General features: G+C 53.2%; 14 protein-coding genes, 1 tRNA gene and 1 pseudogene. 8 read left to right on the forward strand and 8 right to left on the reverse strand.

Annotation, left to right across the window (positions count from 1 at the left end; translation table 11 throughout):
- Positions 1-32: 32 nt before the first annotated feature.
- Complete coding sequence (tsaD, locus tag OGW17_RS19430; protein ID WP_047461129.1) at positions 33-1,046, reverse strand: tRNA (adenosine(37)-N6)-threonylcarbamoyltransferase complex transferase subunit TsaD; 1,014 nt, start codon at positions 1,044-1,046, stop codon at positions 33-35.
- A gap of 237 nt (positions 1,047-1,283) precedes the next feature.
- Between tsaD and rpsU the strand changes: the two genes are divergently transcribed.
- The 3 genes from rpsU (at position 1,284) to rpoD (ending at position 5,484) form a co-directional block, all read left to right on the forward strand.
- The gene (gene rpsU / locus OGW17_RS19435; protein ID WP_001144069.1) at positions 1,284-1,499 is read left to right on the forward strand and encodes a 30S ribosomal protein S21; all 216 of its coding nucleotides are present in this window, start codon (positions 1,284-1,286) and stop codon (positions 1,497-1,499) included.
- 164 nt (positions 1,500-1,663) lie between these two features.
- Positions 1,664-3,409, forward strand: coding sequence for a DNA primase (gene dnaG, locus OGW17_RS19440; RefSeq protein WP_012135203.1), 1,746 nt, complete (start codon positions 1,664-1,666; stop codon positions 3,407-3,409).
- 200 nt (positions 3,410-3,609) lie between these two features.
- Complete coding sequence (gene rpoD / locus OGW17_RS19445; RefSeq protein ID WP_256372597.1) at positions 3,610-5,484, forward strand: RNA polymerase sigma factor RpoD; 1,875 nt, start codon at positions 3,610-3,612, stop codon at positions 5,482-5,484.
- A 51-nt stretch (positions 5,485-5,535) separates the two neighbouring features.
- Here rpoD and mug read toward each other — a convergent pair whose 3' ends face one another.
- Positions 5,536-6,042: a G/U mismatch-specific DNA glycosylase gene (gene mug, locus OGW17_RS19450; RefSeq protein WP_012135205.1), complete on the reverse strand. Its 507-nt coding sequence runs from the start codon at positions 6,040-6,042 to the stop codon at positions 5,536-5,538.
- A 125-nt stretch (positions 6,043-6,167) separates the two neighbouring features.
- On the opposite strand from mug, the gene OGW17_RS19455 reads away from it, so the two are divergent.
- Positions 6,168-6,243, forward strand: a tRNA-Ile gene (locus OGW17_RS19455).
- Positions 6,244-6,362: 119 nt separating this feature from the next.
- Here the strand turns inward: OGW17_RS19455 and OGW17_RS19460 are convergent.
- A complete protein-coding gene (locus OGW17_RS19460) occupies positions 6,363-6,686 on the reverse strand; it encodes a DUF1889 family protein (protein ID WP_081353156.1) in 324 nt (107 codons plus the stop codon).
- 564 nt (positions 6,687-7,250) lie between these two features.
- Between OGW17_RS19460 and OGW17_RS19465 the strand changes: the two are divergent.
- Positions 7,251-7,349: pseudogene (locus OGW17_RS19465) on the forward strand (hypothetical protein); the annotation flags it as partial.
- Positions 7,350-7,403: 54 nt separating this feature from the next.
- Here the strand turns inward: OGW17_RS19465 and dhaR are convergent.
- Entirely contained in the window at positions 7,404-9,329 is a 1,926-nt protein-coding gene (dhaR, locus tag OGW17_RS19470; RefSeq protein ID WP_012135209.1) for a dihydroxyacetone kinase operon transcriptional regulator DhaR, read from the reverse strand.
- 105 nt (positions 9,330-9,434) lie between these two features.
- Positions 9,435-10,532 carry a glycerol dehydrogenase gene (locus OGW17_RS19475; RefSeq protein ID WP_024130968.1) on the reverse strand — a complete coding sequence of 366 codons (1,098 nt, stop codon included), beginning with the start codon at positions 10,530-10,532 and terminating at the stop codon, positions 9,435-9,437.
- A gap of 594 nt (positions 10,533-11,126) precedes the next feature.
- Here OGW17_RS19475 and OGW17_RS19480 point away from each other — a divergent pair.
- Positions 11,127-12,785, forward strand: a complete 1,659-nt coding sequence (locus tag OGW17_RS19480) for a glycerone kinase (RefSeq protein WP_071257793.1) — start codon at positions 11,127-11,129, stop codon at positions 12,783-12,785.
- A 59-nt stretch (positions 12,786-12,844) separates the two neighbouring features.
- Here OGW17_RS19480 and OGW17_RS19485 read toward each other — a convergent pair whose 3' ends face one another.
- Positions 12,845-13,621 (reverse strand): siderophore-interacting protein, encoded by a 777-nt coding sequence (locus OGW17_RS19485; protein ID WP_071257987.1) that lies wholly within the window; start codon positions 13,619-13,621, stop codon positions 12,845-12,847.
- Between the two features lie 239 nt (positions 13,622-13,860).
- On the opposite strand from OGW17_RS19485, the gene OGW17_RS19490 reads away from it, so the two are divergent.
- A complete protein-coding gene (locus tag OGW17_RS19490) occupies positions 13,861-14,421 on the forward strand; it encodes a PadR family transcriptional regulator (RefSeq protein ID WP_047461113.1) in 561 nt (186 codons plus the stop codon).
- On the opposite strand, the gene OGW17_RS19495 is transcribed toward OGW17_RS19490, so the two are convergent.
- On the reverse strand, positions 14,418-15,983 hold the full coding sequence (locus tag OGW17_RS19495; RefSeq protein WP_071257792.1) for a methyl-accepting chemotaxis protein: 1,566 nt from the start codon (positions 15,981-15,983) through the stop codon (positions 14,418-14,420). The genes OGW17_RS19490 and OGW17_RS19495 overlap by 4 nt on opposite strands.
- A gap of 327 nt (positions 15,984-16,310) precedes the next feature.
- Positions 16,311-17,831 (reverse strand): methyl-accepting chemotaxis protein, encoded by a 1,521-nt coding sequence (locus OGW17_RS19500; RefSeq protein WP_049010696.1) that lies wholly within the window; start codon positions 17,829-17,831, stop codon positions 16,311-16,313.
- A gap of 431 nt (positions 17,832-18,262) precedes the next feature.
- Here OGW17_RS19500 and ygjG point away from each other — a divergent pair, with 431 nt between their 5' ends.
- On the forward strand, positions 18,263-19,642 hold the full coding sequence (gene ygjG / locus OGW17_RS19505) for a putrescine aminotransferase (RefSeq protein ID WP_114647215.1): 1,380 nt from the start codon (positions 18,263-18,265) through the stop codon (positions 19,640-19,642).
- Positions 19,643-19,875 lie beyond the last annotated feature (233 nt).

The following is a 19,875-nucleotide window of genomic DNA, read 5'->3' on the forward strand; positions in this document are numbered from 1 at the left end:
CCCGGTAAGCGAAGCCGCCACCGGGCAAAAAATCACGCCGCAGGCAACTCCGCCAGCGGCCAGCGAGGACGCACGCTCACGCCTAAATCCGCCGTTGCGCCGGCTTTGAAGCGCACCATACCGGCGTAGGCGATCATCGCGCCGTTATCGGTGCAAAACTCTGGCCGTGCGTAGAACACTTCGCCACGCCGTTTTTGCATCATTTCCGCCAGCTTCGCACGCAGCGTGCGGTTGGCGCTCACCCCGCCCGCCATCACCAGACGCTTAAAGCCGGTCTGATCCAGCGCTCGCTTACACTTGATCATCAGCGTATCCACCACCGCATCTTCAAACGCACGGGCAATATCGGCGCGGGTCTGTTCATCATCACCGTTGCTGCGGATCGTGTTTGCGGCGAACGTTTTCAGCCCGGAGAAGCTGAAATCCAGCCCAGGACGGTCGGTCATCGGACGCGGAAAGACAAAACGCCCTGCGGTGCCCTGCGCCGCCATTTTCGACAGCATCGGGCCGCCAGGGTAATCCAGTCCCAGCAGTTTGGCGGTTTTATCAAACGCTTCACCGGCCGCATCGTCAATGGATTCGCCTAACAGCGCATACTGACCAATCCCGGTCACGCTGATAAGTTGGGTATGACCGCCGGAGACCAGCAGCGCCACGAACGGAAATTCCGGCGGATTGTCTTCCAGCATCGGCGCCAGCAGGTGCCCTTCCATATGGTGTACCGGAATCGCCGGAACATTCCAGGCAAACGCCAGCGAACGGCCAACGGTCGCGCCGACCAGCAGCGCCCCCACCAGACCCGGCCCTGCGGTATAGGCCACGGCATCAATCTCTTTCGCCGTCAGACCTGACTCTTTCAACGCCGCCTGGATCAGCGGCACGGTCTTGCGTACGTGGTCGCGCGAGGCCAGTTCAGGCACTACGCCGCCGTAGTCAGCGTGCAATTTCACCTGACTATACAATTGGTTGGCTAACAGACCTTTTTCGTCGTCGTAAATAGCGATGCCGGTTTCATCGCAGGATGTCTCAATACCCAGTACACGCATGACTTGTTTTACCTCACTCTGATACCGCGCAGTGTAGGGCCAATGCGGGTTGATGTAAAACTTTGTTCGCCCCTGGCGACAGCCTCGTGTATACTCCTCACCCTTATAAAAGTCCCTTTCAAAAAAGGCGTCGGTGCTTTACAAAGCAGCAGCAATTGCAGTAAAATTCCGCACCATTTTGAAATAAGCTGGCGCTGATGCCAGCGGCAAACCGATTTAATCAAAGGTGAGAGGCACATGCCGGTAATTAAAGTACGTGAAAACGAGCCGTTCGACGTAGCTCTGCGTCGCTTCAAGCGTTCCTGTGAAAAAGCAGGTGTTCTGGCGGAAGTTCGTCGTCGTGAGTTCTATGAAAAACCGACTACCGAACGTAAGCGCGCTAAAGCTTCAGCAGTGAAACGTCACGCGAAGAAACTGGCTCGCGAAAACGCACGCCGCACTCGTCTGTACTAATGCGTTGAGGGCGTAAGCTCTCGATTCAGACCGAGTTGTAGTTGTAAGGCCGTGCTTCCGAAAGGAATGCGCGGCTTATTTTCGTTTATGCATTGGCATATATACAAAATCATTCAGGATGCGGCAAAGCGGCGCCTGAAGGATGAAGTGTATAAAAGGGGCATATGGCTGGACGAATCCCACGCGTATTTATCAATGACCTGCTGGCACGCACCGACATCATCGATCTGATCGATGCACGGGTGAAGCTGAAAAAGCAGGGCAAGAATTTTCACGCGTGCTGTCCGTTCCATAACGAAAAAACCCCCTCTTTCACCGTGAACGGTGAAAAGCAGTTTTACCACTGCTTTGGCTGCGGCGCACACGGCAACGCGATCGATTTCCTCATGAACTACGACAAGCTCGATTTCGTGGAAACCGTCGAAGAACTGGCTGCAATGCACAACCTGGAAATTCCCTACGAAGCAGGGACAGGTCTTAGCCAGATAGAGCGCCATCAACGGCAAAACCTCTATCAGTTAATGGACGGGCTGAATGCGTTTTATCAGCAGTCGCTCGCCCACCCCACAGCAGAGCCTGCGCGCCAATATCTGCAAAAACGCGGCCTTAGCGCTGAAATCGTTCAACGCTTCGCGATTGGTTTCGCTCCGCCAGGCTGGGATAACGCATTAAAACGTTTCGGTAATAATAGCGACAACAGAGCGCTGTTACTGGATGCCGGAATGCTGGTCAACAATGACCAGGGCAGAACCTACGATCGTTTCCGTAATCGGGTGATGTTCCCGATTCGCGATAAACGAGGACGGGTGATTGGTTTTGGTGGTCGCGTACTCGGTAACGATACGCCGAAATACCTGAACTCCCCGGAAACCGATATTTTCCATAAAGGTCGACAGCTGTATGGCCTTTATGAAGCTCAGCAACATAACGCTGAACCGCAGCGACTGCTTGTTGTTGAAGGCTATATGGACGTTGTCGCGCTGGCGCAGTACGACATTAACTACGCCGTGGCATCGTTGGGGACATCGACAACAGCTGACCATATCCACATGTTATTCCGGGCGACTAACAATGTGATTTGCTGTTATGACGGCGATCGGGCCGGACGCGATGCGGCATGGCGAGCGCTTGAAACGGCAATGCCCTATATCACCGACGGACGGCAGTTGCGCTTTATGTTCCTGCCTGATGGCGAAGACCCGGATACGCTGGTGCGTAAAGAGGGCAAAGAAGCATTCGAAGCACGGATGGAGCAGGCTCTGCCGCTCTCTTTGTTTCTCTTCAATAGCCTCTTGCCGCAGGTTGATTTGAGTACGCCGGATGGAAGTACGCAGCTTGCCGCGCTGGCGCTGCCGCTGATTAACCAGGTTCCCGGAGATACGCACAGGATCCAGCTACGACAGATGCTGGGGCTGAAATTAGGCATCTTTGACGATAGCCAGCTTGACCGCTTAATGCCAAAACAGGCAGAAAGTGGCACGGTACGCCCAGCTCCGCAGCTAAAACGCACGACCATGCGTATACTTATAGGGTTACTGGTACAAAACCCGGATTTAGCGCCGTTAGTACCACCGCTAGGCGGTCTGGATCAAAAAAAGCTGCCCGGGCTTGGCTTATTTGAAGAACTGGTCAACACTTGTTTGTCTCAACCAGGTCTGACCACCGGCCAACTTTTAGAACATTATCGCGGCACAAATAGTGCTGCGACCCTTGAAAAATTGTCGATGTGGGACGATATAGCTGATAAGGACATTGCTGAAAAAACCTTCACCGACTCACTCAACCATATGTTTGATTCGATGCTTAAGCTGCGCCAGGAAGAGTTGATTGCTCGCGATCGCACACACGGTTTAAGCAACGAAGAACGCCGGGAACTCTGGACGCTGAACCAGGAACTGGCCAAAAAATGAATTGATAGACAAAATCGTTCAAGTTGTATTAAGGCAGCAAGAGAACGCAGCTAACGCAGAGACAACTTGAAGAATGACGTATTTAACGGCTTAAGTGCCGAATAGCGATCGGGAAGCCCCCGACAGCCGCACTGAGAGGCAGCGGCAAAAATATAAGTACGCCCTCGCTTTAAAGGTTGGCAGATACACCGCCGACACCAATCAAACGAAATAAGTGTGGATACCGTCTTATGGAGCAAAACCCGCAGTCACAGCTGAAGCTTCTTGTCACCCGTGGTAAGGAGCAAGGCTATCTGACCTATGCCGAGGTCAATGACCATCTGCCGGAAGATATCGTCGATTCAGATCAAATCGAAGACATCATCCAAATGATCAACGACATGGGTATTCAGGTGATGGAAGAAGCACCGGATGCCGATGATCTGCTGCTTGCTGAAAACACCAACAACACCGACGAAGACGCGGAAGAAGCTGCTGCTCAAGTTTTATCCAGTGTTGAGTCTGAAATCGGTCGTACCACTGACCCGGTACGCATGTACATGCGTGAGATGGGTACGGTTGAACTGTTAACCCGTGAAGGCGAAATCGACATCGCTAAACGTATCGAAGACGGGATCAACCAGGTTCAATGCTCCGTTGCCGAATACCCGGAAGCGATTACTTATCTGCTTGAACAGTACGATCGCGTTGAAGCCGAAGAAGCTCGCCTGTCAGATCTGATCACCGGCTTTGTTGACCCGAACGCTGAAGAAGATATGGCGCCTACCGCCACGCACGTCGGTTCTGAACTCTCTCAGGAAGAGATGGACGACGACGATGATGAAGACGAAGAAGAAGACGACGACAGCAGCGATGACGACAACAGCATCGACCCGGAACTGGCGCGCGAAAAATTCGCAGAGCTGCGTACGCAGTACGAAGTCACCCGTGACACCATCAAAGCGAAAGGTCGCAGCCACGCCGATGCGCAGACCGAAATTCTGAAGCTGTCTGAAGTGTTTAAGCAGTTCCGCCTGGTGCCGAAGCAGTTCGACTACCTGGTGAACAGCATGCGCGTCATGATGGATCGCGTTCGCACGCAAGAACGCCTGATCATGAAGCTCTGCGTTGAGCAGTGCAAAATGCCGAAGAAAAACTTCATCACCCTGTTCACCGGCAACGAAACCAGCGAAACCTGGTTCAATGCCGCCATTGCGATGAACAAGCCGTGGTCCGAAAAGCTGCACGATGTCACTGAAGACGTTCAGCGCAGCCTGCAAAAACTGCAACAGATTGAAGAAGAAACCGGCCTGACCATCGAGCAGGTAAAAGACATCAACCGTCGCATGTCCATCGGCGAAGCGAAAGCCCGCCGTGCGAAGAAAGAGATGGTTGAAGCGAACTTGCGTCTGGTTATCTCTATCGCCAAAAAATACACCAACCGTGGTCTGCAATTCCTGGATCTGATTCAGGAAGGCAACATCGGTCTGATGAAAGCGGTAGACAAGTTCGAATACCGTCGTGGTTACAAATTCTCCACCTATGCCACCTGGTGGATTCGTCAGGCGATCACCCGCTCTATCGCGGATCAGGCGCGCACCATCCGTATTCCGGTGCATATGATTGAGACCATCAACAAACTCAACCGAATCTCCCGCCAGATGCTGCAAGAAATGGGTCGCGAGCCGACGCCAGAAGAGCTGGCCGAGCGCATGCTGATGCCGGAAGACAAGATCCGTAAAGTGCTGAAGATCGCCAAAGAGCCTATCTCCATGGAAACGCCGATCGGCGACGATGAAGATTCGCATCTGGGAGATTTCATCGAGGATACCACCCTCGAGCTGCCGCTGGACTCTGCCACCACCGAGAGCCTGCGTGCCGCAACGCACGACGTGCTGGCTGGCCTGACGGCGCGTGAAGCAAAAGTGCTGCGTATGCGTTTCGGTATCGATATGAACACCGACCATACGCTGGAAGAAGTGGGTAAACAGTTTGACGTTACCCGCGAACGTATCCGTCAGATCGAAGCGAAGGCGCTGCGTAAACTGCGTCACCCGAGCCGTTCTGAAGTGCTGCGTAGCTTCCTGGACGATTAATCTCGCCGCATAAGCATCAACGCCACCGCAAGGTGGCGTTTTTTTTACCGCTTACAGTCCATCAACCACCAGCGATTCATCAAGTTCCCGATACGCCTCCACCAGTTTTTCCGTCCTGATGCGATTTAAGCCGCTGGGATTCGGCAACACCCAGATCTGCGTATCGCCAATGGTCATCGTCTGTTTTCCCCACTGCGCGCCGCGCTGGCTAAATCCCTGCTCAAACGCCTGCTTGCCCAGAATCGCCAACGCCGCAGGTTGATAGTGCTCAATCTTCTCAATGAGCTTATGACCGCCGCTACGCATCTCCTGAAGCTTAACTTCGTTCGCCTGCACGGTAGGTCTGTCGACAAATTTGGTAACGCCACAGCGGAAATCCAGCAGATGCTGCGCCTCTTCCGGTTTCAGTTGACGCCCGGTAAATCCGGCAAGGTGGATTACCTTCCAGAAACGGTTGGCAGGATGCGCGAACGGGAACCCTGTCCCCGCAGAAGAGAGGCCGGGATTGATGCCGCAAAATACCACTCTCAGCTCCCGCGCCAGTATGTCCTTAACCATATTAACTCCTGAACGATACATCAGGCTGAAAGTATAACGGATTGAAAATACGTTGTTTATAAAAACAGCATCCGTACGGTTATGGCTGGATTGCAACACGGAGTTACTTTATAATCCACCGCCACGGCCCCTTAGCTCAGTGGTTAGAGCAGGCGACTCATAATCGCTTGGTCGCTGGTTCAAGTCCAGCAGGGGCCACCAGATATCAAGGACTTGCGAGAAATCGCAGGTCCTTTTGTTTTTCTGGGCGGCCAGAATAGATGCTCCCGAATTGAAGGCGAGAGCATCGGGACAGATTGATCTTTTTGCGCGCGCTTAGCTTATACCAGTGCCCGAAGCTGCTCACGCATATATAAAGAAAAATATTCAGGGTTTTTAATAAGCACCCGCTCTCCTGACGCAATTTTTTCAGCCCACCCGACCAATTTTTCCGTAAACCCGGCATTCCACCCTTCCCGATCGCCTCGGGCTGCCACATCTGCTGCTCTCGCCGGAACCCCCAACTCGTTCAAATATTTAAAAATCCCCTTGGCTGTACTTTCATCCATTGGGTGTGGGACTGAAGCGGATGTATTCATACCGTTAATGAAATCTAAGGCTTTATCAATGACTGCTGGCATACTTTTATCCTTAAAATTAACCATCTGAAAAACACCTCTCTAATATGCCCCTGGATTGAACTTAATATCAAAGAAATCATTAAATTTATCCTTTTCTTTCAACCAGGTTTCGAGGTGAGTCACAACACCATCCGCCTTCCGCTCCACAGATCAACCAGATAGCCCGCAAGGCTGGAGACAACAAGCGCAGCAAGTGTGGGGGATTAGACGCCTGGTGAGGAGGCGGTCAGTGCCGGGTTCACCGAGAGAAAAAACAAAATTAATTACGCTCCAGTTTGATACGCCTCTAAAAATATGAGTTTCAGTATGAAACACAAATAATGGCCTGTAGAGAAAAGTGTGATCATGTCGAATGACATTAATCAAAAAATACGTTCGGAAGATAATTACGTTATCAATTGAGCAATTTTTATCCTGTTGACTTAATACCTGAGAGCGACAAAATAAAGAACACGAAATAAAACATTTACCGCCGCGCGATAATTCATCGCGGCCTCAGCCCTGTACGTCGTAGCAGGATATGTTATTGGCAGAAACTGCGTTGCGCTGTTTCTCTGAATGCTCATTCGAACCCGGGAAGGTCTTATTATGAGCTATCGTATGTTTGATTATCTGGTGCCAAATGTGAACTTTTTCGGCCCCAATGCCATTTCGGTTGTGGGCGAACGCTGCAAACTATTGGGCGGGCTGTAACCCGGAAAAATTTGCGGATATCGCCGGGAGCCCCCGGCAAAAGCCGGTCTAGTCGTGATGCTTGCGCTTGAACTGGCTGGCGTCGATGTCGTACTGCTTCATCTTACGCCACAGCGTAGTGCGGCCAATGTTCAGCAAATGAGACATTTCCTGCACCCGTCCGCTGGTGACGCGGGCGGCATGGATAATCGCCTCTTTCTCGATAGCCGTAAACGTCAGGCTGGCGGGTAGCAGCGATGATGTCGTATCCACGCCGGGGCGTTCAGAAAACAGATATTCCGGCAGATTACTCAGGCGGATGTGGCCGTTATCGCTGCTGATAGCGATGTTTTCGATGACGCTGTTCAGCTCGAAGTCATTGCCCGGCCAGGAATAGGCCACCAGTTGCGCCAGCGCATCATCATCCACCTTCAGGCTGGTTGAAAAGCGTTTTTTCAGGCCGTTCAGCCGGTTATAGACCAGCGAAGGGATGCTGTTACGCCGCGCGCGCAGCGGAGGAATAATAATTTCAAACGAATGCAGGGCATAGTAAAGCTGACGGCTAAAGCGGTTCTGCTCAACCAGATTCGCCAGATCAACCGTGGTCGTCGCGATCACTTTCACATCCACCGGGATCAGACGTCGCGCGTCAAGGCGGGTTAACACGCCCTGCTTGATCACTTGCAGCAGCGCAGACTGTAACTCCGGCGCCAGATATTCAATTTTTTCCAGAAACAGCGTGCCACCGCTCGCCAGTTCAAGGCGACTCAGACGACCATTTTCATCATCGGTCGGCGCACTGCCCATAAAATCCTGCCCCAGCACGCTATTGGCATAGAGCTGGCAGTTTACGGCGATATAAGGCCCGCTCGCGCGCTCGCTTTCGTTGTGGATAGCCTGGCTGAGAAGCTCTTTGCCCACCCCTTCTTCACCACACAGCAGAACCGGGAAACTCCCCCTCGCCGCCTGGCGGCCAAAGTGGATCAACCGACGTGTTTCTGGATCGTCCGTCGACATCTGTTCAAAGGTATGGCTCACTTTCCCCAGTTGACTGGTCATCAACTGGCGCATTTGCTCCACCGGGTGCAGCAGCAGAATAAAGCTGTTGCCCTGCTCCTCAACTATCGGTTTCAGGGTAATGACGGCATCAACAAACTGATGCTGACTTTCAAAAGTCACTTCGACATGGCTCAACCCGCGGGCGTGTTTAATGGCGCGACGCAGCAAGGCAGGCAAATTGACCAGATCATGGATGTTTTTCCCCTGGCTGGCCTGCGTATCCAGATGCAGCATCGTGGCCGCCCGCGCGTTGAGAAACTGCAACACGCCCTGCTCGTTCCACGCCATAACGCCATCGTCCATGCTTTCCAGCAGCCCGTACATCTGATTCAGATGACGGTTAGACTCGGCCAACAGGCTATCAGTTAACAGTGAATTTCCCACTTCACGGGCGATCGCCAGCGTCAGCGATAAATCAGAGACTGACTGGTGCTCCACCAGACAGCAGAGCGAAATGGAGCCAAACAGGCGGCCGTGATTATCAAATACCGGGGTTGAGCAGAATGACCACGGGTGCAGCGCCTGTTTAAAATGCTGCTCTCCGGCCGTTTTGGTTGGCTGCCCCGGCATGGTCGCCAGCGACAGCGCACAGCTGCCGATGATGCTTTCCGCACAGTAGCTGCCGTCGAGAAAGCCCAGTTCCGCCAGTTTCTCCAGCGTCCCGGGATCGCCGCAGCGGTTTAAGATACAGGCGGATTCATCCAGGATAAACAGCGCGCAAGGTCGTCCATCCATGAACTCCCAGGCATCTTCCAGCGCAGCCTGGCCTATCGTCAGCAACGCCGTTTTGCGTCGGCAAATCGATTCAAAGGTCAGCCCTTGCGCCTGGTGCGGCGTCTGCCAGGTTTCTCGCTGCATAAACTTGCTGCAACGATGCCATGACTGAGCGATGACGGAAGATACTTCCTTCCCGATGTCCTGCGTCTGAGCCGTCATATCCTTTTCCGCTGTTTTACCATAGACAACCCCTCCGGCCGGAACGGTCAGAGGGGAGGAGAAACTGCCTGTTCATCTCGGGAAGAGAACGTAACTAAAGGCGGATTAACGCGCCAGCCACTGCTGGCCTAACAGATCCGCCGTCAGAATCGCGGCATAAACGCTGTCCGGCGTCACCTCAAACGGCATATTGTGGATGGTTTCGCCTTCCGCGCAGGTCGCTTTCGCCACCGCCTGAATTTTCCCTTCAATGCCGTCTTTCACGCCCATCTGCGCGAGGGTAATCGGCAGTCCCACTTTCTCGCAGAACCCCAGAACGGTTTCGATCTCTTCCATCGGGCTGTTCTGTAATACCAGTTGCGCCAGCGTGCCAAACGCGACTTTTTCGCCGTGATACAAATGGTGGCACTCTTCCAGAATAGTGAAACCGTTGTGAATCGCATGCGCCCCGGCCAGACCGCTGCTCTCAAAGCCAATGCCGCTGAGATAGGTGTTGGCTTCAACGATACGTTCCAGCGCATCGGTCACAACGCCAGCCTGAGCCGCCAGACGCGCTTTTTCACCTTCTGCGAGCAATGTATCATAACACAGGCGCGCCAGGCTCAAGGCCGCCGCCGTAGACTGCCCGCCCGCCATGCTGGTCGCTCTGGCGTCATAGCAGGCTTTCGCTTCAAACCAGGTGGAAAGCGCATCCCCCATCCCGGACACCAGTAAACGCACCGGCGCTTTGGCGATGATTGCCGTGTCCATCACCACCATATCCGGGTTTTTCGGGTAGATCAGATACTCTTCAAACTCGCCCGCTTCGGTATAGATAACCGACAATGCGCTGGTCGGGGCATCGGTGGACGCAATAGTCGGAATAATAACGACCGGCAGTTTTTGGTAGTAACCAATGGCTTTTGCCGTATCAAGCGTTTTCCCGCCGCCGATCCCCACCACGCCACGGCAGCCTTTTTGTTTCAAAATGGCCATCAGACGGTTGATTTCAACATGGCTGCATTCGCCATTGAAACGTTCTGCGTGGCAACGGATTTCGTGGCTATTCAGGCCATTCAGCACCTTCTCTCCCGCCAGCTTCATGACGAAGTCATCTGCAATCACGAAAAAGCTGTCCGCCAGGTCTTTGGCATATTGACCGAATAAGACAGAAGCATCAGGTCCCTGGAGATATTTGGCTGGAGATTGAATAACTTTTAGCATTCCTGTCATCCTCAAATAAGTGCATGTATTTACATGGTGAGCCCTGGCGTTATCCTGTTTGGCCCTGTGTTAATGGCGAAAACGGAGCGATACCGGAGCGATGCAATCACTGTAGGACGAGGCATCGCCAAAAAAATCTTTCCTCTTTTTGTTCTGAAATGGAACACAGAAAAATTCATCACGTTTCATAGTGGAACAACAAACCCTAAAAAACGGCAGGATTGCGATCCCGATCCGTTCAGCCTTCTCATAATGCATCTGAAAAAAGGGGAATCATGCGTGGTTTTCGCCGTCGATTGTCGACAAGACAGGAAAATATTTTTCTGTCCGGCCAACTTTTCTGCGTGAATGAGCGGGAAAAAGGCGCGCTCCGGCTCGCATTTTGGCTTTTTTCCATCAAAAAACGTTTCATTAAGGAACATAAAAGAATAATTTCGTTTCGTAATGAAACTCCTTTTCTTCAAATTTTTTTCTTCATGAACTCAGCCAGAATCTCCTCATCGCCGACCTGCCCCGCAGCGTCCCGATGATGAGCGCCTCCGCAACCATAATGTGCAGCCGGGGGTCTGTTTTTCCCACTCTCCAGGAACCGTTATGACTCAATTCTTTTTTAACCAGCGATCCCATCTCGTCAACGACGTCATTGAAGGAACGATTATCTCCAGCCCGTGGAACAATCTGGTGCGCCTGGAGAGCGATCCGGCGATTCGTGTCGTGGTTCGCCGCGATCTGAACCGTAACAACGTCGCGGTGATTTCCGGCGGCGGCTCCGGGCACGAACCTGCCCACGTTGGCTTCATCGGGAAAGGCATGTTAACCGCTGCCGTCTGCGGCGATCTGTTTGCCTCCCCCAGCGTCGATGCAGTGCTGACCGCTATCCAGGCAGTCACTGGCGACGCCGGCTGCCTGTTAATCGTAAAAAACTATACCGGCGATCGTCTGAACTTCGGCCTTGCGGCAGAGAAAGCGCGCCGTCTGGGCTACAACGTTGAAATGCTGATTGTCGGGGATGACATTTCGCTGCCAGACAATAAGCACCCGCGTGGTATCGCGGGCACCATTCTGGTTCATAAAGTCGCCGGCTATTTTGCCGAACGCGGCTACAACCTGGCGACCGTCTTGCGTGAAGCGCAGTACGCCGCCAACAATACCGTGAGTCTTGGCGTTGCGATTTCCAGTTGCCATCTGCCGCAGGAGACGGAGAACGCACCACGCCATCATCCTAATCAGTCTGAGCTGGGCATGGGGATCCACGGTGAACCCGGCGCATCAGTCATTGATACCCAAAACAGCGCGCAGATTGTGAGCCTGATGGCCGACAAACTCCTCTCCGCTCTGCCTGAGACCGGTCGTCTGGCGGTGATGGTCAATAACCTTGGCGGCGTCTCCGTCGCGGAAATGGCCATCATCACGCGTGAACTGGCGCGCAGCCCGCTGCATAAACGTATCGACTGGCTTATCGGCCCGGCTTCACTGGTGACTGCGCTGGATATGAAAGGTTTTTCACTGACGGCAATGGTGCTGGAGGAAAGTATCGAAAAAGCGTTGCTCTCCGGGGTGGAAACCAGCAGTTGGCAAACGCCGGTGCCGCCGCGTGAGATAACCATTATGTCATCCTCACTGCAAAGCGCGTGGGTAGAGTTTCAGCCTTCAGAGAACGCGTTAGTTGCCGGGATTGTTGAGCAAGTCACCCGCACGCTGTCCGATCTGGAAATGGATCTTAACGCGCTGGATGCCAAAGTCGGCGACGGCGATACCGGCTCAACTTTTGCGGCAGGCGCGCGTGAAATCGCGGGCCTGCTACACCGCCAGCAGTTGCCGCTCGACCATCTCGCCACGCTGTTCGCACTCATTGGCGAACGCCTGACCGTCGTCATGGGCGGCTCCAGCGGTGTGCTGATGTCCATTTTCTTTACCGCTGCGGGGCAGAAACTGGAGCAAGGCGCCAGTGTGGCGGAAGCGCTGAATACCGGTCTGGCGCAGATGAAGTATTACGGTGGCGCGGATGAAGGCGATCGTACCATGATCGATGCTTTACAGCCGGCCCTGACATCGCTGCTTGCGCAGCCACAGGATCTGCACGCGGCCTTTTCCGCCGCGCAAAATGGCGCAGAACGTACCTGTCAGTCCAGCAAAGCCAACGCCGGACGCGCATCCTACCTCAGCAGCGAAAGCCTGCTTGGCAATATGGACCCTGGCGCACACGCCGTGGCAATGGTGTTTAAAGCGCTGGCGGAAAGTCACAACGCCTGATAGTCAGCAGAAAACCGGGCCCGCAGTGGCCCGGTTAAGCTTCCACCTATAAGGAATGATTAAGCCGGCTTACGATGCCAGTATGCTGCGGCGCGCACCCGTTGCGGATCAAACTGTTCCGTCTCAAAGCGACGGCTCAGATGCTTAACCACTTTCCCTTCACCCGTGATCCAGATGAAATAATCCGCCTCCGGCACCGTTAATTGCGCCAGCCGCTCATCAATCGCCTGCTCATCGTGTCCGACCACCCATTCAATGGAAAAGCCATCAAGATGCGCCAGATAATCCTGATATGCGGCATCCTGTACGCTGACCAGCGCCGTAACATTCGGGCGAACGGACAAGCGATCGAGCGCTTCCAGGCGGCGGCGCAGCGCTGGCATCCCTGACTCATCGCAAACATAAACCTGATATGCATAGTCTTCCGGCACCACCAGCGATCCACGAGGCCCACCGATGGTGAGCGTGTCGCCTTCGCGAGCGTTTACTGCCCATGTGCTCGCCACGCCGCCGTCGTGAATAAAGAAATCCAGCGCCAGCTCGTGTCGCTCTTCATCATATAAGGGCGTGTAATCGCGGGAAGCAGGACGTACGCCCTCTCCCCAGACAATCCCTTCGTCCGTTACCGTCGGAGGGACGAACAGGCTGCCCGGTTCAGGGAAAAACACTTTGGTGTGATCGTCAAAGCCGCGCGAGCTAAAGCCTTCCAGCGCTTCACCGCCAAGAACAATGCGCTGAAAACCGGCGCTAATACGCTCGACGCGCAGAACGGTAAGTTCACGAAAACGCAGTTCGTTACGAACGCGCTGTGGGTAGCGTGAGGATGTATTTATCATTTTTTCGCCTTCATGCAGATAATACGATATATCTAAATTAAATTTTAAATGATAATGATTGTTAGTTATGAAGATTGCAAGCACTTTTTTGATACAGTAACTTTCGATATATATCACGATATAAAACAACTTTAATCACTTTAAAATCAATTAATTAAATAAAATAAAAATCTATCAACTTGCAAGATTACAAGTTTTAGATATAAATTAGATATATCTAAATAAAACAGGAGTACATCATGCGACATCATCATGAAGGTTGCGAGAGAGAACATCACCACGGCCATGAACATGGCTGCGAGCACCGTCATGGCCGGGGCGGCGGCGGCGGACGTCGCCAGCGCTTTTTTGGCCACGGCGAACTACGCCTGGTGATTCTGGAAATTTTGACCCGCGAGGCCAGCCACGGTTACGAATTGATTAAAGCCATCGAGAACCTGACGCTGGGCAACTACACCCCAAGCCCAGGCGTGATTTACCCAACGCTGGATTTTCTTCAGGATCAGGAATTTATCACTATCAAAGAAGAGGACGGCGGGCGTAAGCAGATCACCATTACAGAGCAGGGGCAACGGTGGCTGGAAGAGAACCGTGAACACCTGGAGCACATCCACGAACGCGTGAAAGCGCGCTGCGTCGGCTTTGAACTGCGTAAGAACCCGCAGATGAAACGGGCGCTGGACAACTTCAAAGCCGTGTTGGATCTGCGGGTAAATCAGGGCGGGATCAGCGACGCGCAGCTTAAGCAGATCATCGGCGTTATCGATCGCGCGGCGCTGGAAATCAGCCAACTGGATTAAGCAGGCGGTACGTCCTCCGCACGGATGCGGAATACTTTCACGATCTCTTTTAAGTGCCGGGCCTGCTCATTCAGCGACGCCGCTGCCGCAACGGACTCCTCAACCAGACACGAGTTCTGTTGCGTGGTGGCGTCAATCAGCCCAATCGCGCTGTTGATTTGCGAAATCCCATCGGTTTGTTCGCGACTGGCCTGGCCGATTTCACGCAGAATCACATCCATCTCTTCAACGTTATCCACCATACCATTAATCAACGCACTGGCTTTTTCCACCAGTTGCATCCCCTCCTGCGTCTGGCTGGTAGAGTCTTCGATCAGGTGGCGGATCTCACTGGCCGACGACGCGCTTTTTTGCGCCAGTTGACGAACTTCCCCCGCCACGACTGCGAAGCCACGCCCGTGTTCCCCGGCGCGAGCGGCTTCCACGGCGGCGTTAAGCGCCAGAATGTTGGTCTGGAAGGCAATAGAATCAATCAGGTTGATAATGTCGGACATGCGGTTAGAGGTCTCATTTATCACGCGCATTTTTTGCGTGACCTGACGCATCATCTCACCGTTATTTTTCACCACGCTGGCCGCATCGGCAGAAAGATGGGTCGCTTCGCTGGTGTGGTCCGCCGTATTTTTGACAGTGGCGGTAATCTGCTCCATAGAGGCCGCCGTTTGCTCAACAGAACTGGCCTGTTCTTCAGTACGCGCCGCCAGATCCTGGTTGCCCGCGACAATTTGCGCCGCCGCGCTGGAGATATTTTCAGAGCCGTTCTGAACTTCCTGCACGATCACCAGCAGACGGTTTTTCATCTCCATCAGCGCCTGCAACAGCACGCCGGTTTCATCTTTTTGCGCGATATGAATCGTGCGGGTCAAATCCCCCTCCGCAATCGCCCCGGCAAACTGCACGGCGTCATTAAGCGGTCGGGTAATGGAACGTACGATGTACCATCCCATTATCACTCCGGCGGCAATGCTGATGAGCGCCAGGAGAATCAGCTGTGCCCGGTTGGTGCGAAAATCCTGGTCAACCGACGCGCCCGCGTTGCGCATCAGCGTATCTTCAATAGCGATCAGCTCCTGTACTTTGGCTTTATACGCCTGCTGTATGTTGACGGTGGTCGTCATCATTTCCTGTATCGCCGCCGGACGATTATGGTTCTGAATTTCCTGCAAAATACGGAACCGGGAAGCCAGATACTGCTGACGCACATCGCGAATTCCGGCGATAATAGCCTTTGAGGCCTCGTCCTGACGGCTGGCGGACAGTTCATCGAGCAATACCGTAATGCGCTGGCTAATCGCATCCAGCTGCTTTTGCGACTCCTGGCTCCAGCGCCCTTCTTCATCCAGCAGCATCAGCTGCTGCGTGCTAACGAAATCCTGAAAATTATCGATCAGCAGGTTGGCTTTCACCGTTGTGGGATAATCGTGAGTAATGATGTTCTGCATACTGGTATTCGTTCGATCCAGGCTGAACAACGAAAGGCCAGAACTCACGATCATCAGTACAATAAACAAACCAAACGCAATAAATAATTTCGAGCGGATCTTCATGTTATGCAAAAGCATATTTCCCCCTGGAGATTGTTTTTCCTCTATACAGGGTTCGTTATCGGTTACGGTTTCGCTAACTTTATGATATTGATCGTTTTTTATTTCAAGTTATTACAGTAAATAGTTTTCAACGATGAATATCGGCAGACCGATCGTTATACAATTCATTTTTCAGGTTCGGGAAAATGAAGAATCACACAAAATAACGCAGCGGGTTTAAATAAGGAAATAGCTCGAAATGGTAAATATTTAATATGTGCTTAACATTGTTAGCCCAATATTATGACAAAACGCTTATCGGCTTCGATAAGCGTTTGTCGGCAGAAATAAAGGGAATTTGATTTAATGCAGAACCGTTACCGCGTCTTCCAGACGGCTGGCGCGATGTTTAACCATCGCTGAAACCTGAGCGCTCTCCTCCACCAGCTCGGCATTTTTCTGCGTGATATGGTTTAACTCATCCACGGCACGGGTCAGGCTGGAGAGTCCGTCCGCCTGTTCCAGCGTCGAGTGGCTGATTTGCGCAATAAGCTGAGTGACGTTTTGCACCTGAGCCACAATATCATCCATCGTGCGTCCTGCCGCATGCACCTGTTCGGAACCGGACTGTACCCGGCTCGCGCTGGCGTCAATGAGCTTACGAATATCATTCGCCGCGCTGGCGCTTCGGCTGGCAAGATGGCGAACCTCCCCGGCGACAACGGCAAATCCTTTACCCTGCTCGCCCGCTCGCGCCGCTTCAACCGCCGCGTTCAGCGCCAGGATATTCGTCTGGAAAGCAATATCGTTAATCAGCGTAGTGATTGTACCAATCTGCTGCGTGCTGTCAGCGATGTCATCCATCGTTTTAATGACGGTTTCCATCGCCTCTCCGCCCTGCGTCGCCGCACTGCTGGCCGCGCTGGATAATTTATCGGCGGCGGACGCGGTGGTGGAATTTTTCTTCACGGACTCCGCCATCTGGTTCATAGTCGTCACCGTCTGCTGCACATTCTCCACCGTCTGGCGGGTGTGTTTATTCAGATCGTCATTGCCTTTCGCTAACGTCTCGCTGCCGTTTCTGACGCTGGAAACCTGGCTTGAGACGTCATTAATCAGCCAGCGGCACATAAGCCCAAGCTGGCCTACCGCGCGCAACATCAGCCCCAGTTCGTCACTACGGTTAAGATGCGATACGCTATTACGCTCGCCCGTTGCGACTTTCAACGCCTGCCGGGCGACATTTTCGATCGGACGCACAATCTGCCATTCAAACACCGCCGTTCCCGCCAGCATCAGCAGGGCGTTCACGAATAGCGCTGGCCACGCAACGCCCATTTGCGCCATCGCCGCCATCAGCACCACGCCCGTTAGCGCCATAACGCTGCGTACACGCCAGCGAATGGGGATTGCCGGCAGTTTCCCCAGCCAGCCTTTACGCACCACCAGTCCTTTATGGATACGTTTGTTGCTGCGGCCTTCATTCAGCGCCTTATACAAAGGCTCAACGGCAGCAATCTCTTCATCTGTCGCGCGGGTACGAATCGACATATAGCCGGTCACGCGCCCTTCCCGCACCATCGGCACCGCATTCGCCCGCACCCAGTAGTGATCGCCATTCTTCCGTCGGTTTTTCACGATGCCGCTCCACGGCTCACCCTGCCTGAGGGTGTACCACATATCCGCAAACGCGGCTTTCGGCATGTCCGGGTGGCGTACCAGATTATGCGGTTGCGTAAGCAGTTCATTCAGCGTAAAGCCGCTTACCTGAACGAAGGTATCATTTGCATGGGTGATATAGCTTTGCAGGTCAGTTGTGGACATCAGGGTTGTATCATCATCCAGCGGATAATTATGCTGGCTGACGTAGGGATGAGAAGACATGGTTGCGTCCTGTGCAGGTTACTTGAATGTTAACTTTTCTGTCAGATGTTATTTCGGCGATAATTGGTTTATCTTTAGTTGTTAAATTTGATTTAGATCGCAATTTGCGTTTAAACCGTAATATTTGTATGTTTTCTAATTCATTGATTTAAAATACTTTCGTTAAGTAACTATTCAGTTCCGCTATAACTTCCGCCCCATATACGCACACCGCCCGCACCGTTCTGGTGCGACTGCCCGCTGGTCAGCCCCGCTTCCCCCGCACACGCATTGCGCAAAACATCACCAATTGTTAATGAATGAGATTAAATATTGCACACTTGATATTTTCCCTGGTGTTTATCCCGATTTTCATGATCCACGCCGATATGGCGCAATCCCTGCAATACTTAACTCAGTATCATGTGATACGCGAGTTCCGGGAGCATATTTTGAACAGGTTACCTTCCAGCGCATCGGCTTTGGCCTGTAGCGCACACGCACTGAATCTCATTGAAAAGCGAACGCTTGATCATGAGGAAATGAAAGCACTGAACCGAGAGGTGATTGATTACTTCAAAGAGCATGTTAATCCGGGGTTTTTAGAGTATCGAAAATCTGTGACCGCTGGCGGGGATTACGGAGCCGTAGAGTGGCAAGCGGGAAGTCTGAATACGCTTGTCGACACCCAGGGACAGGAATTTATTGATTGCCTGGGTGGTTTTGGCATTTTCAACGTGGGGCACCGTAATCCAGTTGTCGTATCCGCCGTACAGAATCAACTCGCAAAACAACCTCTGCACAGCCAGGAGTTACTAGACCCGCTCCGGGCCATGCTGGCTAAAACGCTCGCAGCGCTCACGCCTGGAAAACTAAAGTACAGTTTTTTCAGCAACAGCGGCACCGAATCGGTGGAAGCGGCGCTGAAACTGGCGAAGGCGTATCAGTCGCCGCGCGGTAAGTTTACCTTTATCGCTACCAGCGGCGCGTTTCACGGTAAATCGCTGGGGTCGCTTTCCGCCACGGCGAAATCCACGTTCCGCAAGCCGTTTATGCCGCTGCTGCCAGGCTTCCGCCATGTACCGTTTGGCAACATTGAGGCCATGCGTACTGCGCTTAGCGAGTGTAAAAAAACCGGCGACGATGTGGCAGCCGTCATTCTGGAACCAATTCAGGGCGAGGGCGGCGTGATCCTGCCGCCGCAGGGCTATCTGACCGCCGTGCGTAAACTCTGCGATGAGTTTGGCGCCCTGATGATTCTGGATGAAGTCCAGACCGGCATGGGGCGCACCGGTAAGATGTTTGCCTGTGAACATGAAAACGTGCAGCCTGACATTTTATGTCTGGCAAAAGCGTTAGGCGGCGGCGTGATGCCGGTTGGGGCAACCATCGCCACCGAAGAGGTGTTCTCCGTTCTGTTCGATAATCCGTTCCTGCACACCACAACCTTTGGCGGCAACCCGCTGTCCTGTGCGGCAGCATTAGCGACCATTAACGTGTTGCTGGAGCAGAATCTACCGGCACAGGCGGAGCAGAAAGGCGATATGTTGCTGGACGGCTTCCTCCAGCTTGCCAGGGAATACCCTGACCTGGTGCAGGACGCTCGCGGAAAAGGGATGTTGATGGCGATTGAGTTTGTTGACAACGAAATCGGCTACAACTTCGCCAGCGAGATGTTCCGCCAGCGGGTACTGGTTGCCGGGACGCTCAACAACTCGAAAACGATTCGCATCGAACCACCGCTGACATTAACAATTGAGCAGTGTGAACAGGTATTAAAGGCGACCCGCAAGGCTCTGGCGGCGTTACGGGTGAGCGTGGAGGAAACATAACACATCGCCGGATGGCGCTACGCTTATCCGGCCTACAGGAATCCGATCCGTAGGCCGGATAAGATGCGCCAGCGTCGCCATCCGGCAAATTCACACAACCCGCATACCCGCCTGTAGGCCGGATAAGATGCGCCAGCATCGCCATCCGGCAATGTTCACACACCCCGCACGCCCGCCTGTAGGCCGGATAAGATGCGCCAGCATCGCCATCCAGCAAGTTCACACAACCACCC

Origin of the sequence: Citrobacter sp. CK181 (assembly GCF_030333595.1) — a bacterium.
GTDB classification, from domain to species: domain Bacteria; phylum Pseudomonadota; class Gammaproteobacteria; order Enterobacterales; family Enterobacteriaceae; genus Citrobacter_B; species Citrobacter_B koseri.